Annotated in this window: 18 protein-coding genes and 1 riboswitch; of the genes, 12 read left to right on the top strand and 6 right to left on the bottom strand. The window is 59.2% G+C overall.

The annotated features are described in order from the left end of the window. Positions 1 to 2: 2 nt before the first annotated feature. The 6 genes from QZT71_RS02105 to QZT71_RS02080 all read right to left on the bottom strand — a co-directional run bounded on the left by QZT71_RS02105 (position 3) and on the right by QZT71_RS02080 (position 11,214). Positions 3 to 2,243, bottom strand: coding sequence for a TIM-barrel domain-containing protein (locus tag QZT71_RS02105; RefSeq protein WP_295911736.1), 2,241 nt, complete (start codon positions 2,241 to 2,243; stop codon positions 3 to 5). Positions 2,244 to 2,324: 81 nt separating this feature from the next. Next, positions 2,325 to 3,842, bottom strand: a complete 1,518-nt coding sequence (locus QZT71_RS02100; protein WP_295911734.1) for a calcineurin-like phosphoesterase family protein — start codon at positions 3,840 to 3,842, stop codon at positions 2,325 to 2,327. An 81-nt stretch (positions 3,843 to 3,923) separates the two neighbouring features. Then, complete coding sequence (locus QZT71_RS02095) at positions 3,924 to 5,627, bottom strand: RagB/SusD family nutrient uptake outer membrane protein (protein WP_295911731.1); 1,704 nt, start codon at positions 5,625 to 5,627, stop codon at positions 3,924 to 3,926. Between the two features lie 18 nt (positions 5,628 to 5,645). Beyond that, positions 5,646 to 8,633: a TonB-dependent receptor gene (locus QZT71_RS02090; RefSeq protein WP_295911727.1), complete on the bottom strand. Its 2,988-nt coding sequence runs from the start codon at positions 8,631 to 8,633 to the stop codon at positions 5,646 to 5,648. 42 nt (positions 8,634 to 8,675) lie between these two features. Continuing rightward, the gene (locus QZT71_RS02085; RefSeq protein ID WP_295911724.1) at positions 8,676 to 10,217 is read right to left on the bottom strand and encodes a BACON domain-containing carbohydrate-binding protein; all 1,542 of its coding nucleotides are present in this window, start codon (positions 10,215 to 10,217) and stop codon (positions 8,676 to 8,678) included. 28 nt (positions 10,218 to 10,245) lie between these two features. Beyond that, positions 10,246 to 11,214: a BACON domain-containing protein gene (locus QZT71_RS02080; RefSeq protein ID WP_295911721.1), complete on the bottom strand. Its 969-nt coding sequence runs from the start codon at positions 11,212 to 11,214 to the stop codon at positions 10,246 to 10,248. A 692-nt stretch (positions 11,215 to 11,906) separates the two neighbouring features. Here QZT71_RS02080 and QZT71_RS02075 point away from each other — a divergent pair. From QZT71_RS02075 to QZT71_RS02020, 12 genes are all read left to right on the top strand, one after another. Next, a complete protein-coding gene (locus QZT71_RS02075; RefSeq protein WP_295911718.1) occupies positions 11,907 to 12,347 on the top strand; it encodes a DUF1893 domain-containing protein in 441 nt (146 codons plus the stop codon). 64 nt (positions 12,348 to 12,411) lie between these two features. Next, on the top strand, positions 12,412 to 14,229 hold the full coding sequence (locus tag QZT71_RS02070; protein WP_295911808.1) for a TonB-dependent receptor: 1,818 nt from the start codon (positions 12,412 to 12,414) through the stop codon (positions 14,227 to 14,229). 46 nt (positions 14,230 to 14,275) lie between these two features. Then, the gene (locus QZT71_RS02065) at positions 14,276 to 14,788 is read left to right on the top strand and encodes an ECF transporter S component (RefSeq protein WP_295911716.1); all 513 of its coding nucleotides are present in this window, start codon (positions 14,276 to 14,278) and stop codon (positions 14,786 to 14,788) included. Positions 14,789 to 14,800: 12 nt separating this feature from the next. Then, entirely contained in the window at positions 14,801 to 15,769 is a 969-nt protein-coding gene (locus tag QZT71_RS02060) for a DUF362 domain-containing protein (RefSeq protein WP_295911714.1), read from the top strand. A 1-nt stretch (position 15,770) separates the two neighbouring features. Next, complete coding sequence (locus tag QZT71_RS02055; RefSeq protein ID WP_295911710.1) at positions 15,771 to 16,919, top strand: aldo/keto reductase; 1,149 nt, start codon at positions 15,771 to 15,773, stop codon at positions 16,917 to 16,919. Between the two features lie 225 nt (positions 16,920 to 17,144). Next, positions 17,145 to 17,345, top strand: a riboswitch (cobalamin riboswitch). A 137-nt stretch (positions 17,346 to 17,482) separates the two neighbouring features. Continuing rightward, positions 17,483 to 19,576, top strand: coding sequence for an anaerobic ribonucleoside-triphosphate reductase (gene nrdD, locus QZT71_RS02050; protein WP_295911707.1), 2,094 nt, complete (start codon positions 17,483 to 17,485; stop codon positions 19,574 to 19,576). Positions 19,577 to 19,582: 6 nt separating this feature from the next. Continuing rightward, entirely contained in the window at positions 19,583 to 20,053 is a 471-nt protein-coding gene (gene nrdG / locus QZT71_RS02045) for an anaerobic ribonucleoside-triphosphate reductase activating protein (protein ID WP_295911704.1), read from the top strand. A gap of 108 nt (positions 20,054 to 20,161) precedes the next feature. Further along, positions 20,162 to 20,929 (top strand): threonine/serine exporter ThrE family protein, encoded by a 768-nt coding sequence (locus QZT71_RS02040; RefSeq protein WP_295911701.1) that lies wholly within the window; start codon positions 20,162 to 20,164, stop codon positions 20,927 to 20,929. Continuing rightward, positions 20,926 to 21,426 carry a threonine/serine exporter family protein gene (locus QZT71_RS02035; protein WP_295911699.1) on the top strand — a complete coding sequence of 167 codons (501 nt, stop codon included), beginning with the start codon at positions 20,926 to 20,928 and terminating at the stop codon, positions 21,424 to 21,426. Before QZT71_RS02040 ends, QZT71_RS02035 begins: the two co-directional genes overlap by 4 nt. Positions 21,427 to 21,432: 6 nt before the next feature. Continuing rightward, positions 21,433 to 22,167, top strand: coding sequence for a DUF6064 family protein (locus QZT71_RS02030; RefSeq protein WP_295911695.1), 735 nt, complete (start codon positions 21,433 to 21,435; stop codon positions 22,165 to 22,167). A gap of 190 nt (positions 22,168 to 22,357) precedes the next feature. Next, entirely contained in the window at positions 22,358 to 23,383 is a 1,026-nt protein-coding gene (locus QZT71_RS02025; RefSeq protein ID WP_295911692.1) for a LacI family DNA-binding transcriptional regulator, read from the top strand. 159 nt (positions 23,384 to 23,542) lie between these two features. Continuing rightward, entirely contained in the window at positions 23,543 to 25,324 is a 1,782-nt protein-coding gene (locus QZT71_RS02020; RefSeq protein ID WP_295911690.1) for an L-fucose isomerase, read from the top strand. Positions 25,325 to 25,368: the final 44 nt, after the last annotated feature.

Below are 25,368 nucleotides of genomic sequence, written 5' to 3'. Positions count from 1 at the left end.
GTTCAACCGAAAATCTCGATCTTCACCTCGCGGCGGATGTCGGTCGCAGGAACCTCAACCACACTGCACTCCAGCGTTTGGTCGAACACGGGTTTTACGGTGCGGCCGCCGACTTTCACCTTTTTGATCTCCCCGGCGGCCGGGAGCTGGAGGCGGTAGGCCCGCCGGGGCACCTGCCCCTCGTAGCTGCCCTGGGCGGGACGAACCGTGACGGTGGTGACACGGCCCGTTCGGCGGTAATTGAGCTGCGTGGTCGCATACGCACCCTGTTCATAATCACGGGTCAGCCCGTCGTCCTCGTAGAGCGTATAGGTATTGTCGGCATCGCCGGCCGAAGGGTATACGCGCATGACAAGCGTGGTAAGCGGCGTCGAGGCGGGACGCGGCGTGTAGGGCTGCATGGGCAGCACCCAGCCTCCGCGGACATAGAGCGGGAACTCTTCGAGCGGCTTGGCGATTTCGCACTCCCGCCCGCCGTCGAACCGTTCGTGGGTGAAAAAGTCGTACCAGGCATCCTCCCCGGGGAACCACACCCGCTGCGAGGCGATTTTGTCGGGGCCTGTGCCGGGCGTGGAAACGGGTGCGGCGAGCAGCAGGTCGCCGAAAAGGAACTCCTGCGGGTTGCGGTACGAACGTTCGTCGCTGCCGTATTCGATATACATCGGGCGGTTGAGCGGCACCATCGTCGAATGGGTCTGCCAGACGCTGCTGTAGATATAGGGCATCAGCTCCGAACGCATGTGGTACATGCGGCGCATGGCGGCGGTTTCACGCTCGCCGCTGATCCACGGACGGCGATCGAGGCGCGCATCCTTGGTCGAGTGCACGCGCAGGGCGGCCGACAGGGCCCCGAACTGCGTCCAGCGCACGGTGAGCTCGGGATTGGGATCGCCGCGGAAGCCGCCGATGTCGTGCGCCCAGTAATAGCAGCCCGCATTGCCGCTGGCGGCCGTGAGCTTCACCTCGAAAGCCAGCATTTCCCAGTTGGCCTGCGCGTCGCCCGAGAACTGGATGGGATGGCGGTGGTCGCCCCATCCGGCCCAGCGGCTGTAACCCGCGCCGCGCAGCCCCTTGCGCTCGGTCTCGCGGTAATAGAGCTCGTTAATCCACTGCAGCGACGTGGAGCGGTAGCCCCGCACCTCGGGATAGAGGTAATTCTGCTGCCAGTCGAGCCACCAGAAATCGATGCCCATGTCCTCGGTGGTATGGTGGGCGTGCTTGAAAAACGTCTCCATGTACCTGCGGTCGCCCAAATCGAAAAGGAGCGGTTTGGCGGGATCGGCGCCCATGTCCCGCATAAAGTCGCCGTACATCTCCTCGTGGGGGCGGATGCCGTCGTGCGGATGGTCGTTGAGCGACACGGTCACGCCGCGGCGGTGCACCTCGGCAATCAGCGCCCCGGGGTCGGGAATGCGTTTGCGCTCCCAGGTATAGCCCGTCCAGCTGCGGCTGCCGGCATGCCCGGTACCGATTCGGGCCGTATAGGTATGCCAGCCCATGTCGAAGACGAGGTTGTCGAGCGGGAAATCGTTCTGCTCGTAGCCGTCGATAATCGAGAGGAACTCCTCGGAAGTGTAGTCCCAGTAGCGGCAGTACCAGACGCCGTGGATGTATTTGCGGGTCATCGGAACCCGGCCGCTGACGGCCCCCAGGTCGGCGAGCGCCGCCTTGTAGTCGTTGCCGTAGACGAAGCAGTACTGATCCTGCACGTGGCTGCGCGTGTCGCGCGGGTGCAGCCAGCCGTCGACCAGCAAATCGGAGCGCTCGTCGTCGATTACGTACCAGCCGTCGCGGCTCAACAGTCCGTCCTGCATGGGGATTTCGCCGGTGACGCGGTCGAGGGTTTCGACCGGGCCGCCGAGGTTGTTGCGGAAGATGCAGCGGTTGGTGAACTTCTTCTCCTTGCCGTTGAGTTTATAGTAGGCCGCAAAGTTATGCAGTCCGAAGGGAAACCCGTCGTGCTCGTAGACGATCCGCAGGGCCGAGGTCGTAATCTCGTAACGGTCGCCGCCCAGCGCCCGCACCTCGAACTGATCCGCAGGAAGCAGGTTCGAGCGGTCGTAAGCGAAAAACGTGGGGTCGTCGATGAACTTGCCGTCGTGGGCGAATTCCAGCCGGAACAGCGTCGGCGTAATGAGCGTCAGGCGGTTTTCGCCGAAAACGAGGGGGTTGCCCGCAGGCTGCGCCGCGGCGGTGATCCCGCCGCAAAGGCACAGCAGGAGAAGTAAAATGCGGTTTTTCATGAATCGGAAAAATGGTATGGGGATTAAAATTCTCCGCACCGTCCGTCACGGCGGTGCGGAGAAAAGGCTGTCGTAAACGGGCTATTTGTCCGCCGTATTACGGATACTCTCGGTATAGACGTTGCCGTAGGGGTCAGAGGCCTTTACCGTAACCTGGCTCCATGCCGCGGACGACGGCCTGTAGTAGAACATGTGGTCGCAGTTCGACTCCGGTTCGGCCGTCGGACGGTGCTCGGGCACGGTTTCGCCGAACATGAAGTCATAGGCCCGGCGATCCATCTCGTACTTCAGGTTCGAACCGGAGGGAATCGTTTCCCAGGCCGCATCGTCCTCTTTCACCTCGACCGTCCACGTGGAATGCCAGTTGAAAATGTTGAAGATAAGGCCGTCGCGGTATTTCTCCGATACCGCCTGGCCGGGGCCGTAGAGGTACATCTGGTACTCCTCGGGATAGGCGGTGCCTTTGTAATACCAGTTTTTGATTCGGTTGCCTTCGATTTCATAGACCGCATAACCGCGGGGGCTGCCGTCGTTGCAGAGTTCCTCGCCGTTCCAGTAGGCGCCCATCACGGCGCCGAGCGTGTTCTCCTCGATGGTTTCGGAAATCGTCGTGGTGTAGTTGTTGTGCGAGTGTCCCGAGAGGATGCGGACATGGTATCCGTCGAACAGTTCGTAAAGCTCCCTGTAGTTGGCGACATGGCTCGTGGGACGGTTGCGGCGCGAGGTGGCGATATGCACGCCGAGGATAATCAGCTTGTCCTTGGGAACGTACTTCAAATCCTGCTCCAGCCAGGCCATCTGCGCATCGGTGATTGCGGCGGTATAGTTGGAGGAACCGGTGTAGAGCACGTCGTCGAGCACCACGAAGTGGCAGTCGCCGATATTGTACGAATAGTAGGTGGGGCCGAATGCCGAGCGGAAGCTGTGGTCGGCCTCCGTGTCGACGCCGATCGCCTTGTCGTGGTCGTGGTTGCCGATAACCTGGAAGACGGGCACGCCGATTTTCCGGATTTGTTCCTTGTAGACACTGTGGAAAGGCATGTTGTCCCACACCAGGTCACCCAGCGAAATACCGTAGACCGGCTTATCCAGCTCCTGCTGCACATAGGGAACCAGCAAGGGCAGCACCTCCTTTTCCAGCATGACGACCTCGTCGTCGCGGCCGATCTGCACGTCGGCCAGCGCCAGCAGGGTGAATTTGTCCTTCTTGCCCGTGCGCTCGAGCGTGAAGCTGCGCTGCACGACATCGCGGTCGCCGAGGCTGATTTTTTTGTAGATGGCCGGGAAACCGTCTTTGAGGGGAATTTCGTATTCGGCGGGAACCGAAACGAAGACGAACGGGGTGCTCTTCTTCACGCGCATCTGGTAGATGCCCTGTGCATCGGTGGCCGTCACGGTGAAGCCGTCGCTCACAACCACGCCCTCGATGGGGTTCTTGCCGTCGGTGACGCGGCCCACGAGGTTCATGCCGGGATCGGGGGTGATATCCACCTTCTCATAAAGGCTGCCGAGTATCTGGGCGCCTTCGTCCTCGGAGCAGGCCGCAAAGCCCACGGCGAGCAGGACTACCAGCAGGTATTTAAACAGGTATTTGATCATATTTCAGGTTTTTTGTTTGGTTTATGCACAAGCCGGGATTCTCCCCGGACACCCTCGGGCATCCGGGGGAAAAGCGGCGGTTTACTCCTCGGCGGCACCTCCGTACCCGGGGTTCTGCTTAATCAGGTTGTTGGCTGAAATGGCCGAGTTGGGAATCGGGAAACGGTTCATGTTGCTGTCGTTCGAGGGGGTGTGGTCCCACCACGATTCGGTGGTGAACACGCCCCAGCGAATCAAATCGGTACGGCGGCGGCCCTCGCCCAGGAACTCGATCATCCATTCGTCGAGCATGCGGTATTCGTCGAGGTTGTCCCCGGTCACGGGATCGGGATCTGCGCGGTCGGCGAAGTTACGCGCACGCACCTCGTTGATCAGGTCGGCGGCCTGTTTCTTGCGCCCGGCGCGCAATTCGCACTCGGCCAGCATGTAGTAAATCTCCGAAAGGCGGATAACCGGGCAGTCGGGATTCCAGCGCAGCTGCTTGTCCTCGAGGTTGGGCTGCGGGGACTTGACCAGGCGGATGCCCGAGTTCTCCTCGCCGTCGGCCATCGTCGAAGGCAGTTCGGCGACCGAACCGTATTTGCTGCCCACCTCCGAGAAGCGGGCCACCTGATCCACCATGTCGATGACCTTGCCGCTGTACTCTTTCTGGCCGAGGCACTCTTTGGTCGGGTCGTCGAAATTGACCTGCTTGCCGACGAGGAACATACCCTCGTATTTCTTGTTGCCGAGGTAGCGGTAAGGCTTCTTGCGCAAATCCTTGTCGTTGAATTTCCGGTAGGGATTGCCCAGCTTCCACTGCGTGTAATAGTTACCCTGCGGGTTGAGCGAGGGCGTCAGGATGAAGCCGTTGTAGCCCGCGGTTTCGATGTCGAAATAGATGTAGGACGAATAGTGGTAGAAATACTTGAAATACCAGCTCCACTCGACTTTGGAGTTCTCCGACGGAACGTTCCAGATCACCTCGGGCGAGGAGTCGTTGTCGAAATTATGGGGGCCGTACCACGTGTCGTCCAGCTCGTAGACGCCGTAAACGCCGCCGATGATGTCGCGGCAGATCTGCGCGCACTCGTCGAAATGCTCCTCGCCGATGTAGGCTTCGGCATTGAAATAGAGCTGCGCCAGCATGGCCGCCGCGGCAGCCTGCTTGATGTAGCCGTCCTCCGAGGCGCCGAGCGAAGATTTCTTCGCCAGGGAGGGGATGGCCTCCTTGAGCAGCGTTTCGACATGCCGGTAGGTTTCGAGTGCCGTACTGCGGGGGCGCAGCCCGTCGTTCACCGAATGGTAAATCGGCATGCCGCCGAAGTAGTCGAGGCCTTTCATGTAGAAATAGGCCGTGATGGCGTTCAGCTGGTTGATATGGTCGGCCTTGACGGCGTCGTTGAGCCCCAGGGCGTTGTAGTCGACGCCCTCGAGGTCGGACTTGGCCTCCAGGGCGCGCGAAATACCGCCCGTGGTACCGTCGTAGGTATTCACCACGAAGCGGTCGTCGGGCGACCAGGTATGGTAGTGCAGGCGGTAGTATTCGCCGCCGTTGTACCAGTCGGCACCGCGCTTGGGGCAGACCATTTCGTCGGTCGTCAGTTCCTGGAGGTACCAGCGGTCGGCGCCGATATACCACTTCCAGTGGGTGAAGGGACGGCACAGCACGGCATAGGTGCTCTCGGGCGAGGTGAAGAACGTGTCGGGGGTCACCTCCGAATAGAACTTCTCATCGAGGCTGCACGAGGGAGCGGAGAGGGCGGCCGCTCCGGTCAGCACAGCTACTATATGTTTGAATTTCATAGGATTCTCTGTTTTTATTTAGAACGTTAATTGCACGCCCAGCGTAAAACGGGTCGTCTGCGGATACATCGTCGAGGTGTTGTTGACATACTCGAACCCGGGATAGAGGCCGTTGATGCTGACCTCGGGATTGAGGCCGTTGTAGTCGGTGAATACGGCCAGATCGCGAATCGTCAGGTAAATCTTCGCAGACTGGATATAACGCGTCCATTTACGCAGGTCGAGCGTATAGCCGAGGTTGACGGCGTCGATCTTGAGGAACGAACCGTCGTCGAGCCAGTAGTCGCAGAGGATCTTCTCGTCCTTGATATTGCGGTTGCGCGTGTAGGCCGACTTGAGCACGTTGAGCTGCGAATCGTTGGCCAGCCCGTAGTACATGTTGACCTGGCTGAAGACGTCGTAGCCGAGCCAGCTGCGCAGGAAAATCGACAGATCCCAGTTCTTGTACCTGAACGTGTGATCCCACGAAAGAATCACTTTCGGAATGGCATTGCCCACGAAGTGCTTGTTCTCGGCGACGAGGTTCGACTTGGTGCCGTCGACGGCGGGAACGATTTCATTGTTCTTGTCGTATATCAGCCACTTGCCGTCCTCGTCGAGCCCGGCGTACTTGTAGATGAAGAACTGTCCCAGTTCGAGGCCGTTCTGCAGGCGGACGGCCGTGCCCGGATTGCCCGGCGAGGGGAAGGTCACCTCGTCGAGGAAGAAGCCGTCGTCGCCCAGGCGCTTGATTTTGGTCTTGTTCTGCGACAGGCGCAGGCTGGACGTATAGCGGAAGTTCTTGCCGCGGACGATGTCGCCGCCGAGCTCGAACTCCCAGCCCTTGTTCTCGAGGCTGCCGATGTTCTTCATGACCGTATCGTGTACCATCGGGGGCATCGGAGCATTGACGTTGTAGAGCATGTCGTCGACCTTGCGGTGGTAAACGTCGAACTTACCCCACAGGCGGTCGTTGAAGAGCGAGAAGTCCAGACCGAAGTTCAGCTCCGACTTCTCCTCCCATTTGAGGTCGGGATTGACGTTGCGGATCGAGCCGTAACCGGGCTGCCAGACGCCGTTGGTCGGCCACATGTCGTTGGCCTTGTACATGCGGGTGGTATAGCCGTTGCCGAAGCCGTTGTTACCCGTCACACCGTAACCCAGGCGCACCTTGAGGTCGCTGATCCACTTCACGTCGCGCAGGAACGCCTCGTTCGAGATGCGCCAGCCGCCCGAAACAGCCCAGAAATTACCCCAGCGGTTGTTGGCGCCGAATTTCGAGGAACCCTCGCGGCGGAAACTCACCGTAGCCATATAACGGTCCTTGTACGAATAGTTGGCGCGACCGAACATCGAGAGCAGGCGCTCGCGCGGATCCTTGTTCGAGTCCATCGAGGCGCGGCCCTCCGAAAGGTAGGAACCGACACCCATGTCCCACGGGCCGACGCCGTCGACCGGGAAGTCGTAGTTCGACATGCTGAAATCCTCGCCCCCGGCCTGCCAGAAGCTGTAACCGGCAACCACGTCGAGCGTATGATCCTCGCGGAACACGCGGTGGTAGTTGGCATAGGCCTCGACCGAAACACGGTTGTCCTTGCTGAACTTGTGCGACGCACCGCCGCGGCGGCTGTTGTCGATCGACTCCTTGTGGTCATGCGAAACGTAGGTGTATTCCTGGTACTGGCGTTTGTCAATTCCCACGGTACCCTGCAGCGAAAGTCCCTTCATCAAATTGATTTTCACGGTCGCATCGGCCAGCAGCCACTGGTCTTTGCCGTTCTTCGTGCGCAGCATAATGTCGGCCACGGGGTTGAAGCTCGTGCCGGAGATGCCGTTTCCCACCACGTTGTAGTCGGACGGGCTGGCCGGATCGTAGAGCGGAATGGTCGGGTTGAGCCCGAAAGCCATCTTGAAGATACCCGACGAGTTGCGGTTGTCGCGCTCGGCCTCGCGGAACTGGGCGTTGGCACGCACCTCGACCACGCCGTCGAAGAGGTTGAAGCGGGCGTTGACACGTCCCGAATAGTCCTTGCGGTTGTCACCGATGACAATACCCTTCTGGTTCTGGGCCATGAACGAAGTGTAGACCTGCGCCACTTCCGTACCGCCCGAAAGGCTCACCGTATGGCGCTGCGAGAAGGGCAACTCGTTGGTCAGCTCCTTGAACCAGTCGGTGTCGTGTCCGTAGTCCTCGCCCAGGCCGTACTCGACGTACTCGCCCGAAGAGAGCAGTTCAGGGTATTTACGGACGCTTTCGAACGAAAACTCGCCCGTATAGTTCGCCGTCACGCGGCCTTGCTTGGCGCGTTTGGTCGTAACGAGAATCACACCGCCGGCGGCGCGCGTACCGTAGATGGCGCCTGCCGAAGCGTCCTTCAGCACGTCGATCGACTCGATATCCTCCTGGTTGAGCGCCCGCATGTCGCCGCCCGGGATGCCGTCGATAACCACCAGCGGACTCTGGCTGGCATTGACCGACGCGATGCCGCGCAGCTGGAAATCGTTGCTGCTGTTGGGGCTGGCGCTGCCCGAGATGGTCAGGCCGGGAATCTTGCCCTGAAGTGCCGTCGCGATGGTCGAACCGCCCATACCGGCCGTCAGGTCGTCGCCCTTGATCGAGGAGATGGACGAGGTCACCGACCTCTTTTCCATCGTACCGTAACCGATCACCACGACATCTTTCAGCATCTGGCTGTCGTCTTCCATGACGATGTCGATGACCGACCGCGCACCGACGCTGACGGTCTGCTCGGCATAACCGATGTACGAGAACTTCAGCTGGCCGTCGGCCGGGGCATTGATGGTAAAACCTCCGTCGATACCCGTCGTGGCACCCGTCGTCGTGCCGACGACCACGACCGTGGCGCCGACAAGCGGATCGCCCGCCGTATCGGTCACCGTGCCGCTCACCTGGTTGCGGGTCTGGGCCTGCGCCAGCGACGCGGCGGCCGTCAGCGCCAGGCAGCACACGAAACGCAGAAAATACCCTGCATAGGATTTTCCCGTATCTGCAAATCTGTTTTTCATATCTTTTTCTCTCTTGTTTTTCATTGATTTGTCACCGCAGGATTATTCGGCTGCGATCTTCGTCATTTTGATGTCGTCGAGGAACCAGCGGAAATAACCGGAGGACACCTTCTGCTGGGTGGAGCGGATGGCGATACGGGTATCGCCCGTAATACCGTAGAGTTTCATGCTCACGGGCGTCCACACGTACCTGCCTTCGGGGGTTATCGGGTCGCTCAATTTCGCCTCGCCGCCGTCGATCGTACCCGGGCCCTCAACGATTTCGACCGAAACGGTAACTTCGTCGGGTTTCAGGCTGCCGCCGATGTTGGGGCAGATTTCGAACGCGAGTTCCACGTCGGTGCAGCGGCCCTCCGCAACTTCGAGGGCCGGCAGGATTACCCCGGTCTGGTTGCCGCTCCGACCCATTTTCAGGTAATCGGAAGCGAGGTACATGCATTTACCGCCCGGGTTATAGTCCTCGAGTCCCGAATTGGCGAAAGCCTCCTTGCCCTGTTTCTGGTCTGCCTCATCTCCGTAGATGGGCAGGGTGCTGGTTTTCTTTCCGTCGCTGCCGACCTGGTCGTCCTTGTTGAAAGGTTTGCACCACTCGAACGTTTCGTCGTAATAGACATACCCGGGGGATTTGCCGTCGTCCTCGAAAAGATTGTCCTTGGCGTTCTGACTGACGCGCACGATTTCCTCGAGTCCGGTCAGCGCGGTGACGATCTTCACTTCGCCGCTGCGGGGACCGCCCGTGCCGTTTTCACCGACGATAAGCGTCACTTCGGTTTGGCCGGGTTCGCCCGAAGCCGGGTTCAGCGTCAGCCAGCCGTCGGCGGTAGCCGTCCACGCCTCGGCGGCGGTGACGGTGAACGTCAGCGGCGTGCCGGCCTCGTCGGCAAAACCGAATTTATTGACCGTGAACGAAGTTTCGGAAACTTTCAGCCCCTCGAGGTTCTGAATCACGGTGACGGTCGCCTTTTTCGAACCGGCGGTCACAACGAAGGTTCCGGTACGCACGGCATCGGTCGTATTGAGCGCGATCGTCAGCTCAACATCCTCCTCGCCGGCCTTGCCCGAGTTTTTCGAGGGCGTGATCCAGCCGCTGTCCCCGGCGACTTCGAGCGTCCAGTCGCTGTTCGCGGAGATGTAGACGGAAGCCTTTTCGCCCGTTTCCAGCAGGCCGGACTTGACGACGGTCACCTTGCCCGGCGAAACCATCAGGGCGTCGACCTTGAGTTTCTGGGTGACGGCAATCGTCCGGCGCGAACCGTCGCCCTCGAATACGATATAGCCTTCACGGTCTTTGCCCGTGTTGTTTTCGTCGATTGCAAGGAAGATGCGCGTACGTCCGCGATCCCCCTCGGTATGGGTCGGATGAATCCACTCTTCGACGTACGTAGCCTGCCACGGACGGTTGGTTCCAAGCTCGAAATTGACCGTTTCGCCGTTGGCAGTCAGGCCGTTGTATTCCACTTCGATCTCCTGCCGGGAAACCGAAATGAACGCGTCGGGATCGTCGTCGTCACAAGCCGTAAAGAGGGAGCCCGACAGCAGCAACAGGGCGGACGATGCCCTGATTATCATATATTTGAAATCCATTGTGATTCTGATTTTGGGTTAATTGCAGTTAGTTGCGGGGAGCTTTCACGATCTTCACGTTGTCGAGGTACCAGCGGAACAGGCCCTTTTCGCCGGCCGTTACCCCGGGGTCGCCCTGCTGCGTCGAGCGGATGACGATGCGGGTCGCAGCGGTCACGCCGTAGAGTTTCACGCTCATCGGCGTCCATTTCCAGGCCTGGTCGGGCTTGATGCCCTCGCTCTTGCGGTCGGAGTTGCCGTTGACCGTACCCGGGCCTTCGACGATTTCGACCATAACGGTTACGGCGTCGACCTTGCCGGAACCGCCGATATTGGGACAGGCTTCGAACGTAAGTTCGACGTTGGAGGCTTTCTTGCGGCCGATTTTCAGGGCCGGGAGGATGATTCCGGTCTGTTTGTCCGTCGCACCCATCTTGAAATAGCCGGCGCACGCATACATTGTCCGGCCGACGGGGTTGTAATCCTCGAGCCCGGCCTGGCCGAACTTCTGCAGCGCGTCGCCGGTCGAATAGATATTCTTCGCACCGTCCTGCGAACCGACGCCTACGCAGTCGGCACCGCCGTACACGGCAATCCAGTCGAAATCTTCGAGGTAATAGACATATCCCACGGGGTTGCCGTCGTCGGGATCGGGATCGAGCGTCTGCGTGACGGTGACTTCCTCCGTAAGTTTTCCGCTCGTGACGGTGAGGTGGCCGGTGCGTTCGCCGGCAGTTTCGTTGGGTTTCGCTTCGAGCGTCACGGACACGCGGCCTTTGCCGACCGGTTTGTCGACACCGAGCCACTCGGCATCGGAGGTGATGACGTACCCCCGGTTCGCAAGCACGTCGAGCGAAGCTTTCGAACCGGTATTGAGCGTACCGGTCTGAATCAGCTCCACGTCGGCCTTGCTCACGACGAGCCGGTGTGCGGCATCTTCCGCTTTATCCTCGATACAGGAAGCAAGCAGACACACACAGCCCGATAAAAGCAACAGGTGTAAAAACGTTTTCTTCATAGAACAATCAGGTTAAAGTTTATTGATAATTAGGTGGAGATTTTAAAAATTGCGAATCGGAATCTTTATAATGAGGCGGCAAGGCAAAATTACTTATTTTCCGGGGGGGGGTAAATATCGGACTCTGAAAATATAGAGCCTGTAAATTCACAAACAACTGATAACAAACAGGTTGAATTTTCATCAAATCGAATGTTATATAGATTTGCATACGCCGGAAACGGCTAAAAAACGTACTTTCCCATCGAATTTCCCGGTTCGGGATTCATTGATTTTTCGGAAATCCAGCCGTTTTCACGGGTTTCGCAGCGAAACTGCCTGAATCCGGACGGTGTGCCGACCGCCTGCTCCGAACGGATACGCCCTGCAAACAGGGACGATCGCCGCAACGGAAAGGCAGCAGGAAACCGGCGGAGCGCGCGACGGCGGAGCGGCTGGGAAAACCGGGGCAGCCGGGAGGGGTCGGGAAGGTCAGGAGGAGTCGGGAGAGGCCGGGAAAGGCCGGAAGGAGTCGGCAAGGGTCGTGCCAGCTGCGGGTGAACAGGAACGGGGCAGGAAGGGAATTCTGTAAAATTGGTATCACGAACCGTAATCCGGGTAGTAGCACGGACGGCCGGACGCGCTATCTTTGCATCATGAAACCCGGGCAAACCGGCCGGCGGCAGGAAACGACGGCGGAAAACGATAAATATATGATAACGAAAGAACAAAAGGAACAGGCCGCAGGGCTGCTGTTCACCGAAAAATGCTCGTGCGTAATCCGCAACGGGGATACGGTACGCATCTTCCGCCAGCGGGGCGTCGCCGACCTTTACCGCCTGCTGCGCGAAGAGCCGCACCTGCTGCAGGGGGCTTTCATCGCCGACAAGGTGGTGGGCAAGGGTGCGGCGGCGCTGATGGTGCGGGGCGGCGTAGCGGGGCTTTTTGCCGACGTCGTAAGCCGTCCGGCGCTCGAACTGCTCGCCGGGGCGGGCATCGCGGTGGAATATACCGTTGCCGTGCCGAATATCGTCAACCGTGCCGGGACGGGTATCTGTCCCGTGGAGCAGCTCTGCGAAAGGGCGGAAACGGCGGCCGAATGCCTGCCGCTGATCGACGGATTCATGCGTAAGATAAAGCAACAACATGGATAGACCGATGAAAATACTGGGGCTGCTGGCCCTCTGCACGTGTTTTTCCGCAGCGGCACATGCCAAAATGCCACAGGCGGAGGTCCCGGCGGAGCAAAACGTGAAAATCGACTCGATTGTCGTGACGGGCGCCCGCTATGCGTCGGACATCCCCCCCCTGCCGATGACGGTGTCGGTGGTGGGACGCGAACAAATCGAACGCAGCAGGCAGGCGTCGCTGCTGCCGTCGCTCACGGAGCAGGTGCCGGGGCTGTTCATCACCGCGCGCGGCGTGATGGGATACGGCGTGTCGGACGGTGCGGCGGGCGGCATGTCGCTGCGCGGCATCGGCGCAGGCTCGGCGGCGCAGCTGCTCGTGCTGATCGACGGACATCCGCAGTACATGGGGCTTTTCGGACATCCGATTTCGGACGCCTACCAGTCGATGCTGGCCGAGCGGGTCGAAGTCCTGCGCGGCCCGGCATCGGTGCTGTACGGCTCGAACGCCATGGGCGGCGTGGTGAACATCGTCACCCGGCAGCAGAAAGAGGACGGCGTAAAGACAGGGCTGAATGCCGGCTACGGCTCGTACAACACCCTGCAGACGGAATTGACGAACCGCATCCGCAAAGGGCGTTTTTCGAGCGTCGCAGCGGGTTCGTACAACCGCACCGACGGCCACCGCGCCGACATGGGATTCGAACAGTACGGCGGTTACGTCAAACTGGGATATGATTTCGGCACGCACTGGAACGCCTTTGCCGACGTGAACCTGACGCATTTCAACGCCTCGAATCCCGGCACCGTGACCGCACGGATTTATGACAACGACTCGCGCATCACGCGCGGCATGGCCTCCTTCTCGCTGGAGAACGACTACGGCCGGAGTTCGGGCGCACTGAAATTCTTCTACAACTGGGGCCGCCACCGAATCGACGACGGATACCAAACGGGCGAAGAACCGCTCGACTTCCGGTTCAACTCGCGGGACGAAATGCTGGGCGTTTCGCTGTACCAGAGCGTTTCGCTGTTCCGCGGCAACCGCCTGACGGCGGGCGTCGACTACCAGCACTTCGGCGGCAGGGCCTGGAACCGGTACGTAACGGACGGCCACCGGGAGCAGCTCTCCGACAAGGCCGAGGACGAAGCGGCCGGATACGTCGATTTCCGGCAGACGCTGGGCCGCTTCACCATCGACGCGGGGGTGCGCGCCGACTACCATACCCGCAGCGGGCTGGAGTGGGTGCCGCAGGCCGGAGTCGCATTCCGCCCGGCGGGGAACGCCGAACTGAAAGCGACGGCGGGCAAGGGATTCCGCAACCCCACGATCCGCGAGCTCTACATGTTCCGCCCGGCGAATCCCGACCTCGAGCCCGAGCGGCTGTGGAGCTATGAGCTGGCGTGGTCGCACCGGCCCGCGGCGGGAGCGCTCTCGTACGGCGTGAACTTCTATTATATAAAAGGCGACAACATCATCCTGCCCCTGATAATCGACGGGCGGCGGCTCAACGTCAACTCGGGCCGCATCGAGAACTGGGGCGCCGAGGCGAACGTCGCCTGGCGAATCGGCAGGGCATGGACGCTGTCGGCCAATTACAGCTGGCTCAACATGGAGCATCCCGTCGCCGGGGCTCCCGGACACAAACTTTTCGCGGGCGCCGATTTCGTCCGCGGACGCTGGGCCCTGTCGACGGGCGTACAGTACATCGCCGGGCTCTACACCGCCACCGCACCGGCGGCGCAGGAGGAGTTCGTGCTGTGGAACCTGCGGGCCTCGCTGCGCGTCAACCGCCGCCTGACGCTCTACGCCCGGGGTGAAAACCTGCTGGCGCAGCGCTACGAAATCAACGCCGGATACCCGATGCCCCGGGCGACCCTCTTCGGAGGCGTAAGCCTGGACTTTTGAATCCGGCCGAAAAACACTATTTTTGAAGTAACCAAATAACGACAATATGGAAACAACGACTGTAAAACTCTATTCGCCCGGATACCGCGAGGCAAAGACTTACCTCGCGGCGGCGCTCTTCGTCGCGGGCAACATCGTCCTGCCGCAGCTCTGCCACCTCGTACCGCAGGGCGGAATGCGGTGGCTGCCCATCTACTTCTTCACGCTGGTCGGCGCCTACAAATACGGCTGGCGGGTCGGACTGCTGACTGCCCTGCTGTCGCCGCTCGTGAACTCCGCCCTGTTCGGCATGCCTGCTGCTGCGGTGCTGCCCGTAATCCTGCTCAAATCGGTGCTGCTCGCCCTCGGGGCCGCGTTCGCCGCTCGGCGCTCCGGCCGCGTGTCGCTGCCGCTGCTGGCGGGTGTAGTCCTCTTCTACCAACTGTTCGGCTCGCTGGGCGAATGGGCCTGGACGGGTTCGCCGGCGGCAGCCATGCAGGACATCCGCATCGGAATACCCGGCATGCTGGCGCAGGTGGCAGGCGGATATGCGGTCATCCGGTATTTACTCCGCAACTAATTCCTCAAAGCCATGATAAAAACATATATGGTTTCATTGCTGTCGGTTCTGCCCTTCGCAGCCACAGGCTGCGGATCGGCACAGGGCGGCGGGCAGGAGCCCGAAACGCCCGAGGTATATTTCGTCCGGGAAATCACGCCGGAGAACATGGTGCGCCTCTACGAGGCGCTCGAGCGGCCCGTGTCCGGAAAGGTCGCCGTCAAATTGAGCACCGGGGAGCCGGGCGGGCATAACTTCCTCAAGCCGGAGCTTATCAAGGACCTCGTGCAGAAAGTGGGGGGCACCATCGTCGAGTGCAACACGGCCTACGGCGGCGGCCGCGCCAGCACCGCAGACCACCTGAAAGCCGCCGCCGACCACGGCTTCACGGCCATCGCCCCCATCGACATCATGGACGCCGACGGCGAGGCGAGCCTGCCCGTGAAGGGCGGCAGGCACCTCCGGGAGAATTTCGTCGGCTCGCATTACCCCGGCTACGACTTCACGGTCGTGCTCTCGCACTTCAAGGGACACGCCATGGGCGGCTTCGGCGGCGCGGTGAAGAACATCTCGATCGGCATCGCCTCGTCGTCGGGCAAGGCCTGGATACATTCGGCCGGGAAGACGAAGAACGCCGCCGAGATGTGGGGCGATCTGCCCCCGCAGGACGACTTCCTCGAATCGATGGCCGAAGCGGCCAAATCGGTGGCCGACCACTGCGGCGAAAAGATACTCTACATCAACGTGATGAACAACCTCTCGGTCGACTGCGACTGCGACGCGCACCCCGAGGAGCCGAAGATGGGCGACATCGGCATACTCGCCTCGATTGACCCCGTGGCCCTCGACAAGGCGTGCGTCGATTTGGTCTACGCCTCGCCCGATGCGGGCAAGGTGCACCTGATCGAACGCATGGAATCGCGCCACGGCATCCACACGCTCGAGCACGGCGAAGCGATCGGACTGGGCTCGCAGCAATACGAACTCGTTGAGCTGAAATAGCATGGAGTACCGGACTCTGGGGCGCACAGGACTGAAAGTCAGCGCCATCGCGCTGGGCTGCGAAGGGTTCATGAACAGGACGGCCGCAGCGGTGCGGGCCGATTTCGATTTCGCGCTCGGCAACGGCATCAACTTCCTCGACCTCTACGCCTCGAACCCGGAACTGCGCAGCAACATCGGTGCGGCGCTGGCCGGGCGGCGCGAAAAGTTCGTCATCCAGGGACACCTCTGCTCGGTATGGGAAGCGGGGCAGTACCTGCGCACGCGCGACCCGCAGAAAACGCTGGCGGCGTTCGAAGACCTGCTCGCCCGGCTGGGCACGGATTACCTCGAAATCGGGATGATTCACTACGTCGACGCTGAAGCCGACCTGCGGAAAGTGCTCGACGGGCCCGTCCTGCGGCTGGCGCAAAAGCTCAAATCGGAAGGGCGCATCCGCCATATCGGCATGAGCAGCCACAACCCCGTCGTCGCGCGCATGGCCGCCGAAACGGGTGCAATCGACGTGCTGATGTTCTCGGTAAACCCCTGTTACGATTTGCTGCCGCCGAGCGACGACGCGGACAAGCTGTGGGCCGGCGAAAGCTATGCCCGCAGCCTGCACAACATCGACCCCGAACGGCAGCGGCTCTATGAATTCTGCGAACGCGAAGGCGTCGCCGTCGACGTGATGAAAGCCTACGGCGGCGGCGACCTGTTGAGTGACGCCGACTCGCCTTTCGGACGTCCGATGACCCCGGTGCAATGCCTCGAATACGCCCTCACGCGGCCGGGCGTGGCCGCCGTCATGGCCGGCTGCCGCAGCCGCGCCGAGATGCAGGCCGCACTCGCCTGGTGCACGGCCCCGGCGGCGGAACGCGACTACACGCAGGCGCTGGCCGGACTGGACAGGTTCTCGTGGGAGGGACACTGCATGTACTGCGGCCACTGCGCCCCCTGCACGGCGGGAATCGACATCGCCGCCGTAAACAAATATTACAACCTGGCCCGGGCGCAGGACGAAGTGCCGGAAACCGTACGCGAGCATTACAGAGTGCTGCCGCACCACGCCTCGGAGTGCATCGCCTGCGGCCGGTGCGAGAAAAACTGTCCGTTCGGCGTCGACATCGTCGGGCATATGCGGCGGGCGGCGGCCAAATTCGGATACTGACCCGCCGGGATTTACAGGGAAGGCGTTCCGGCGCCCGCCCGAATCCAAAAGACACGCTCCGTCCGGCGTGTCTTTTTTCGTGGGCCCGGCATCCGGCGGGGCCGGCGGAATGCACTGCGGGCAACCGCCTGTCCGCCAGCGCCGGATTCCCGGAATACCCGTTTTTGTTTACAATTTGTTCATTAAAAGCCGCAGGGGATATTTGCGCTTCGGGGAAGTATCTTTACATTTGCTCCCGTGCAAGGTTCCCCGCCGGCGGCTGCCGGCACGGGATCAAAAGGGAACTCCTGTGGAAATCAGGGACTATTCCCGTAGCTGTAAGCTCCGTTGCGTTCCGCACACTCTTTGAGCCACTGCCCCTACACGGGGCGGGAAGGCGTGCGGACGGGGCGAGTCAGAAGACCTGCCTTGCGAGGAACGGTATCCGCCCTCGGGATTTAGGGCAATACCCGGACATTTTTACACCACAGATTCTTCAGGGTGACACCCACTCTTCCCGCGGCAGGCGCGGGAGGGAGCGACGTCCCCGCACGACAGGCATACAAACAACTATTAGGATAAATATGGGCATTTCGGAACTTTACATCGTCAAGCGCGACGGCAAACGGGAAACGTTTTCGGTCGAGAAAATCAAACGCGCAATCAGCAGGGCATTCCTTTCGGTCGGCGGCTATGCCACGGACGACGACCTGACGTCGGTGTTGAGCCGCGTACGCGTGGCCGACGGCATGTCGGTCGAGGAGATCCAGAACCAGGTCGAGGTGGCGCTCATGGCCGAGCGCTATTTCGCCGTGGCCAAAAGCTACATGCTCTACCGGCAAAAGCACACCGAAGACCGCGAAGACCGCGAAAAACTGGAGTTCCTGATTAACTACTGCGACGCTTCGAACCCCGCCTCGGGCTCGAAATACGACGCCAACGCCAATGTCGAGAACAAGAACATCGCCACGCTGATCGGCGAGCTGCCCAAGCAGAACTTCATCCGGCTGAACCGCCGCCTGCTGACCGACCGCATCAAGGAGATGTACGGCAAAGAGCTGTCGGACAAGTACCTATACCTGCTGAAGAACCACTTCATCTACAAGAACGACGAAACGTCGATGGCCAACTACTGCGCCTCGATTACGATGTACCCGTGGCTGCTGAACGGCACGCTGTCGGTGGGCGGCAACTCGACGCGGCCGACCAACCTCAAATCGTTCTGCGGCGGCTTCGTCAACATGGTATTCATCGTGTCGTCGATGCTCTCGGGTGCATGCGCCACACCGGAATTCCTGATGTACATGAATTACTTCATCGAGCAGGAGTACGGCGAAGACTACTACAAGCGGGCCGGCGAGGTGGTCGACCTCTCGAACAAGCACCGCACGATCGACAAGATGATTACCGACTGCTTCGAGCAAATCGTCTACTCGATCAACCAGCCGACCGGGGCGCGTAATTTCCAGGCCGTGTTCTGGAACGTGGCCTACTACGACCGCTACTATTTCGAAAGCCTCTTCGGCGAATTCGTATTCCCGGACGGCTCGCACCCGCACTGGGAGTCGCTGTCGTGGCTGCAGAAGCGTTTCATGACCTGGTTCAACCGCGAGCGCACGAAGACCGTGCTGACCTTCCCGGTCGAGACGATGGCGCTGCTCACCAAAGACGGTGACGCGATGGACAGGGAGTGGGGCGACTTCACGGCACGGATGTACTCCGAAGGGCACTCGTTCTTCACCTACATCAGCGACAACGCCGACTCGCTGTCGTCGTGCTGCCGCCTGCGCAACGAAATCCAGGACAACGGATTCAGCTATACGCTCGGGGCGGGCGGCGTTTCGACCGGCTCGAAGAGCGTGCTGACCATCAACCTCAACCGCTGCATCCAGTACGCCACCAAGAACGGCATGCACTACCTCACGTACCTCGAGGAGGTCGTGGACCTGGTACACAAGGTGCAGATGGCCTACAACGAAAACCTCAAGGAGCTGCAGGCCAAAGGCATGCTTCCGCTGTTCGACGCCGGGTACATCAACCTCGCGCGCCAGTACCTCACCATCGGCGTCAACGGACTGGTCGAAGCGGCGGAGTCGCTGGGGCTCCCCATCAACGACAACGACGACTACGTCGCCTTCGTGCAAAACGTGCTGGGGCTGATCGAGCGTTACAACAAGAAGTACCGCTCGAAAGAGGTGATGTTCAACTGCGAAATGATTCCGGCCGAAAACGTGGGCGTGAAGCACGCCAAGTGGGACCGCGAGGACGGCTACGCCGTGCCGCGCGACTGTTACAACTCCTATTTCTACGTCGTCGAGGACGAGTCGCTGAACGTCATCGACAAGTTCCGGCTCCACGGCCGCCGCTACATCGACCACCTCACGGGCGGCTCGGCGCTGCACATGAACCTCGAAGAGCACCTCACGCAGGAACAGTACCGCCACCTGCTGCGCGTAGCCGCGGCCGAAGGGTGCAACTACTTCACGTTCAACATCCCCAACACGGTCTGCAACAAGTGCGGGCACATCGACAAACGTTACCTGAAGGAGTGCCCCGCGTGTCACAGCGACAACCTCGACTACCTGACGCGCGTAATCGGCTACATGAAGCGGGTGTCGAACTTCTCGGCGGCACGCCAGAAGGAGGCGGCGCAACGCTATTACGCCAAAGCGCAGTAGCGGGCGATGGTCAGGTATCACAATTTCGACGTCGTATTCGCAGAGATTCCGGGCGAAACGACGCTGGCAATCAACATCACGAACTGCCCCAACCGCTGTCCGGGATGCCACAGCCCGCACCTGCAGGCCGATGCGGGACAGGTATTGGACGATGCGGAGTTGCGGGCGCTGCTCGCCCGTTACGGGCGTTCGGTGACCTGCGTCTGCTTCATGGGCGGCGACGCCGCACCGGCACAAATCGCCCGGCTGGCGGGCGTCGTGCGGCAGGAGTTTCCGGCGCTGCGCACAGGATGGTATTCGGGCCGCAGCGAACTGCCCGCGGGCATCGCACCGCAGGCGTTCGACTACATAAAGCTGGGCGGCTGGGTCGAAGAGTTGGGCCCGCTGACCTCGCCGACGACCAACCAACGGCTGTACAAAATCGGCCCGGACGGCGGAATGGAAGATATTACCGGGCGCTTCCGCCGCAAACCGTAGCCGCAACAGCGGGTACAATGCCCGCCCGGCACCGGACGAAAGGGTTCGTGCATTTTTCCGGCGCCGGGGAGGGCGGTTTGACCGAAATACACTATTTTTGCCCTCGCTATGAAAACCAGACAAGAACTGACGGAAATCCTCGACTTCATTGCGGAGTATTCGACCTACCTGCTCGGCTCGGGCGTGCATACTTCGCGCGTAATACGCAACTCGCAGCGCATCGGGGAGTCGCAGGGAATCGATATCCAGTTGTCGAGTTTCCAGAAAAGCACGATCATCACGGCCCGCGACGCTGCGAGCGGCGAGGCGATTACCCGTGTGGTGAAGATTCCCGCCCTGCCGATCAGCTTCGAACGCAACTCCGATTTGAGCGCCTTGAGCTGGGACGCCGTCGACGAGGCGCTGCCGCTCGGTGAGATCCGAAGGCGCTACGGCGAACTGGTCGCAAAACCGCGCATCGACCCGATTTTCGTGCTGATTACCGTCGGGTTGGCCAACGCGTCGTTCTGCAAGCTGTTCGGCGGCGACTGGACGGCCGTAAGCATCGTCTTCACCGCGACGCTCGTGGGTTTCGCCGCCAAACAGCGCATGCAGGCGCACGGCGTGAACCACTTCCTGATTTTCATCATCTCGGCATTCATGGCATCGCTGTGCGCCTCGGCCGCACTGCGTTTCGACTGCACGGCCGAAACGGCGCTGGCGACGAGCGTGCTGTTCCTCGTACCGGGCGTACCGCTCATCAACGGCGTAATCGACATCGTCGAGGGCCACATCCTGATCGGTTGCAGCCGCCTGATAAACGCCCTGCTGCTCATCATCTGTATCGCCGTGGGGCTCTCGGCGACATTGCTAATGGTTAAGGACGGACTGTTATGATAGTGGCTGACATCCTGCTCGACGGACTTTTCGCGGCAATCGCGGCGGTCGGATTCGGCGCCATCTCCGACCCGCCCATGCGGGCATTTCCCCGCATCGCCCTGCTGGCGGCCGTGGGGCACGCGCTGCGTTTCTGCCTGATGCACGGCCTTTCGTTCGACATCGCAACGGCTTCGCTGTTCGCCTCGATAACGATCGGATTCGGCAGCCTGTGGCTGGGACGGGGCATCCGCTGCCCGATGACGGCGCTTTATATCCCGGCGCTGCTGCCGATGGTGCCGGGCATCTACGCCTACAAGACCGTTTTTTCGCTCATCATGTTCCTGCAGTCGCTCAACGACCCGGGACAGGGATTGCAATACATGCAGCAGTTCTTCCTCAACGCCACCGTGTCGTTCAGCGTAATCGCACTGCTGGCCGCCGGGGCCACGCTGCCCATTTTCGTTTTCAACCGCCGGGCATTCTCGCTCACGCGGCGCAAACGCACCGACAAATAACAACCCATGGAAATTTTCTGGAATACAATCGCCTCCTACAACGCCGCAACATGGCCCGCACAGGTCGTGCTGGTCGCGGCCGCCGTGGTGCTGACCCTGCTGCTCTACCTGCGGCCGTCGCCCGCCGTGCGCATCGCCATGAAAGTCTTTATGGCGATGCTCAACTTCTGGATAGCCGGGGTTTACTACCTCGTGTACTGCGAACCGCGCGAATACCACGACATGCTGGCGATTTTCTGGGCCATCATGGGGTGTATCTGGGTGTACGACCTCGCGGTCAAACACGCTTCGCTCGAGCGTACGGGCAACCATACCGCATTCGCACTGCTGCTGTTCGCCATGCCGCTCGTCTATCCGCTCTTTTCGCTGGCGCTGGGCCGCACGTTCCCGATGATCACCTCGCCCGTAATGCCCTGCTCGGTGGCCGTATTCACCATCGGGCTGATGCTGGCCTTCTCCGAAAGGGTCAACATCGTGCTGGCCATGTTCCTCTGCCACTGGGCGTTGATCGGCCTTTCGAAAGTCTACTTCTTCGGCATCCCCGAAGACTACCTGCTGGCATGCAGCATCGTTCCGGCGCTCTACCTCTTTTTCCGCGAATACATCCGCAACAACGCCTCGCAGGCGACAAAACCCTCGCCGCGCATACTCAACGCGCTGCTCGTCGTGCTGTGCGTCATCATCGGCGCCTTCTTCACGTTCACCCTGCTGCACCAGTTCAATCTTTTCGCGGAGATTTGAGGTGGCAGGAGAATAAACTTCCACACGTTCCGGAATCCAAATCTGCACACAGGCCCTTGCATCAATTTACCCATCAGCGATAAAATTTGCGCCCATTTTTTATAAAAATCATAAAATAATCGACCAAAAATTTGTTTGTTAAATTGTTTTAGCTACTTTTGCAGTAGAAGTTATCCCTTATTCCGACAAAATGGCATCGAAACGTAAAACCACGATCAAGGATATCGCCGACGCAGCAGGAGTTTCCGTCGCGCTGGTATCGTTTGTCATGAACAATATGTCGGGCGGAAAGTACCGCGTAAGCGCCAAAACAACAAAGAAAATACTTTCGATCTCCGAAGCACTCGATTATCAACCCAACAATGCGGCCCGCAGCCTGCGTAAAGGACGTTCCAATACTATCGGTGTAATCCTCTCCGATATTTCCAACCCCTTTTTTTCCGACATCGCACGCTGCATCGAAGACAAAGCCTACCAATACAAATATACGGTTATTTTCGGCAGCACGGACGAAGACGCAGGAAAGTTGGACAACTTGATCAAAGTGTTTATCAACAAGGGCGTCGACGGCCTGATTATCGTACCATGCGAGGGCTCACGACAATATATCGAGAAAGTGCTCGAGGCCAACATTCCACTGGTTTTGCTCGACCGAACGATCCCTGATCTCGAAGTAAACCATATTACGCTCAACAACAAGAAAGCGCTCGCACTTGCCGTAGGGGAACTTATCGAAGGCGGAAGTCGGAAAATAGAAATGATCTCCTATACATGGAGCGTTTCCAACATTGCGGAACGGGAAGCCGGATACCAGCATACCATGAAGCAATTTTCCCTTTCAGAAAACATATGCATTCACCGGCTCAAATACAAGAATATTCCCGACCAAATGGAAAGAGTCGTAACGGAGGCAATGAGTAAGGGTGTGGAAGCTTTGGTTTTTGCCACCAACACACTGGCCATCGCAGGCATGAAAACGCTTTACAAACATAATCTGCGAGTACCCGATGACATCGCTGTCGTGTGTTTCGACAGCAGTGAAGCCTTCGAACTATACTATACCACGGTAAGCTATATCAAACAACCGGTGGAGCAATTCGGACAGGAAGCACTCGACCTGCTGATAAAAGCCATAGGACAAAAGGAACAAATAAAATGCTCGGCCATCATGCTAAACCCGGAATTGGTGAAAGGAAATTCCTCTTCACGCAAATGACCGGGAACCAGATGCTTATCGGGGAAATTTTTTATTTTTTTACGGATTATGCTAAAACGTTATAGTAATATTTAAATTAAATATTGAATCCCAAAAAAGCTATCCGGAACCGCAACAAATAATACAAAACCTAAATAAAGACCTAAACTGATTTAAATAATGAAAAACCAACAATTGGCAGGGGCGCATCCCCGTATCGGAATACGACCTATTATCGACGGGCGGCGCGGCGGCATCCGCGAATCGCTCGAAGACGTGACGATGAGCATGGCCCGCAACGTAGCAAAATTCTACACAGCCAACCTGCATTACAGCGACGGCATACCCGTGGAATGCGTCATTGCAGACCGCTGTATCGGCGGGGTGACCGAAGCTGCTATGGCGGATGATAAGTTCAGTCGGGAAAACGTCGGAGCTGTGCTTTCCGTAACGCCTTGCTGGTGTTACGGTTGTGAAACGATCAACATGGATCCGCTGATTCCGAAAGCCATCTGGGGCTTCAACGGTACGGAAAGGCCCGGAGCAGTCTACCTTGCATCCGCATTGGCGGGCCATAACCAGAAAGGACTTCCCGCTTTCGGAATTTATGGCCGAGAAGTTCAGGATATGGGCGACCCGGTGATTCCGAAGGACGTGCAGGAAAAACTGCTCCGATTCGGGCGGGCAGCACTTGCCATGGCACAGATGCGGGGAAAGTCTTATCTCGCAATCGGTTCATGTTCAATGGGTATCGCCGGATCAATGGTCAACCCAGACTTCTTTCAGGAATACCTGGGGATGCGCAACGAGTTCGTGGAATCGGTAGAAGTGGAACGCCGCATACGACTTGAAATCTATGACCACGAAGAGTTCGCACAAGCCCTGAAATGGACAAAACAGCATTGCAAAGAGGGGCAGGATCACAATCCCGAACACCTCGTTTATTCCCGTTCCGAAAAAGATGCAATCTGGGAATACGTCGTTAAAATGACCATGATTATCCGGGATTTGATGATCGGAAATCCGAAACTGGAACACATGGGATTTCGTGAAGAGGCTATGGGGCACAATGCAATAGCCGGCGGATTCCAAGGACAACGCCAGTGGACGGATTTCTTGCCCAACGGGGATTTTTCCGAGGCAATACTCAACTCTTCGTTCGACTGGAACGGCATCCGCGAAGCATTTACATTTGCCACGGAGAACGATTCGCTCAACGGGGCTTCGATGCTGCTGGGTCATCTGCTGACCAACCGGGCACAGCTGTTCGCCGACGTACGTACATTCTGGAGCCCCGAATCGGTTGAACGTGTCACAGGCAAAAAACTTGAAGGCCGCGCGGCACAAGGTATCATCCATCTAATCAACTCGGGTTCCTGCTGCCTCGATGCTACAGGACGCCAGACAGAGAACGGCCAGCCAGTTATGAAACCTTTTTGGGAAATTGCCCCGGAAGAGGTCAATGCATGCCTGGATTCCGTCACATGGTATCCCGGATCACGCGAATATTTCCGTGGCGGCGGCTACTCGTCGAATTTCCTGACACAAGGTGACATGCCGATGACCATGTGCCGCTTGAACCTGATCAAGGGACAAGGCCCCGTACTGCAAATTGCCGAAGGATGGGCCGTAAACATCAACGAAGAAATTTTCGACATCATCAACCGCCGCACCGATAAGACTTGGCCGACCACCTGGTTTGCTCCGCGTCTGACCGGCACCGGAGCTTTCCGGGATGTTTATTCGGTAATGAACAACTGGGGAGCCAACCACGGAGCCATAAGTTACGGACACATCGGAGCTGATCTAATCACACTCGCATCGATGCTTCGCATTCCGGTTTGCATGCACAATGTGGACGCCGGGCAGATTTTCCGTCCTTCGGCATGGAGTGCATTCGGCATGGATACAGAAAGCGCCGATTTCAGAGCCTGCAAAAACTACGGACCGGTATATAAATAACGAAATCCTAAAACATCCAATTATGTGCAAAACGACAAACTACA

The sequence above is a fragment of the uncultured Alistipes sp. genome (assembly GCF_902388705.1).
Classification (GTDB): Bacteria; Bacteroidota; Bacteroidia; order Bacteroidales; family Rikenellaceae; genus Alistipes.
Note: the sequence above shows the minus strand (reverse complement) of the source record. Positions and strands in the feature narration are given on the sequence as shown.

Coding starts and splice junctions, on each gene's coding strand:
- QZT71_RS02105 (WP_295911736.1), bottom strand. CDS start 2,243: ATGAAAAACCGCATTTTACTTCTCCTGCTGTGCCTTTGCGGCGGGATC.
- QZT71_RS02100 (WP_295911734.1), bottom strand. CDS start 3,842: ATGATCAAATACCTGTTTAAATACCTGCTGGTAGTCCTGCTCGCCGTG.
- QZT71_RS02095 (WP_295911731.1), bottom strand. CDS start 5,627: ATGAAATTCAAACATATAGTAGCTGTGCTGACCGGAGCGGCCGCCCTC.
- QZT71_RS02090 (WP_295911727.1), bottom strand. CDS start 8,633: ATGAAAAACAGATTTGCAGATACGGGAAAATCCTATGCAGGGTATTTT.
- QZT71_RS02085 (WP_295911724.1), bottom strand. CDS start 10,217: ATGGATTTCAAATATATGATAATCAGGGCATCGTCCGCCCTGTTGCTG.
- QZT71_RS02080 (WP_295911721.1), bottom strand. CDS start 11,214: ATGAAGAAAACGTTTTTACACCTGTTGCTTTTATCGGGCTGTGTGTGT.
- QZT71_RS02075 (WP_295911718.1), top strand. CDS start 11,907: ATGATAACGAAAGAACAAAAGGAACAGGCCGCAGGGCTGCTGTTCACC.
- QZT71_RS02070 (WP_295911808.1), top strand. CDS start 12,412: ATGCCACAGGCGGAGGTCCCGGCGGAGCAAAACGTGAAAATCGACTCG.
- QZT71_RS02065 (WP_295911716.1), top strand. CDS start 14,276: ATGGAAACAACGACTGTAAAACTCTATTCGCCCGGATACCGCGAGGCA.
- QZT71_RS02060 (WP_295911714.1), top strand. CDS start 14,801: ATGATAAAAACATATATGGTTTCATTGCTGTCGGTTCTGCCCTTCGCA.
- QZT71_RS02055 (WP_295911710.1), top strand. CDS start 15,771: ATGGAGTACCGGACTCTGGGGCGCACAGGACTGAAAGTCAGCGCCATC.
- nrdD (WP_295911707.1), top strand. CDS start 17,483: ATGGGCATTTCGGAACTTTACATCGTCAAGCGCGACGGCAAACGGGAA.
- nrdG (WP_295911704.1), top strand. CDS start 19,583: ATGGTCAGGTATCACAATTTCGACGTCGTATTCGCAGAGATTCCGGGC.
- QZT71_RS02040 (WP_295911701.1), top strand. CDS start 20,162: ATGAAAACCAGACAAGAACTGACGGAAATCCTCGACTTCATTGCGGAG.
- QZT71_RS02035 (WP_295911699.1), top strand. CDS start 20,926: ATGATAGTGGCTGACATCCTGCTCGACGGACTTTTCGCGGCAATCGCG.
- QZT71_RS02030 (WP_295911695.1), top strand. CDS start 21,433: ATGGAAATTTTCTGGAATACAATCGCCTCCTACAACGCCGCAACATGG.
- QZT71_RS02025 (WP_295911692.1), top strand. CDS start 22,358: ATGGCATCGAAACGTAAAACCACGATCAAGGATATCGCCGACGCAGCA.
- QZT71_RS02020 (WP_295911690.1), top strand. CDS start 23,543: ATGAAAAACCAACAATTGGCAGGGGCGCATCCCCGTATCGGAATACGA.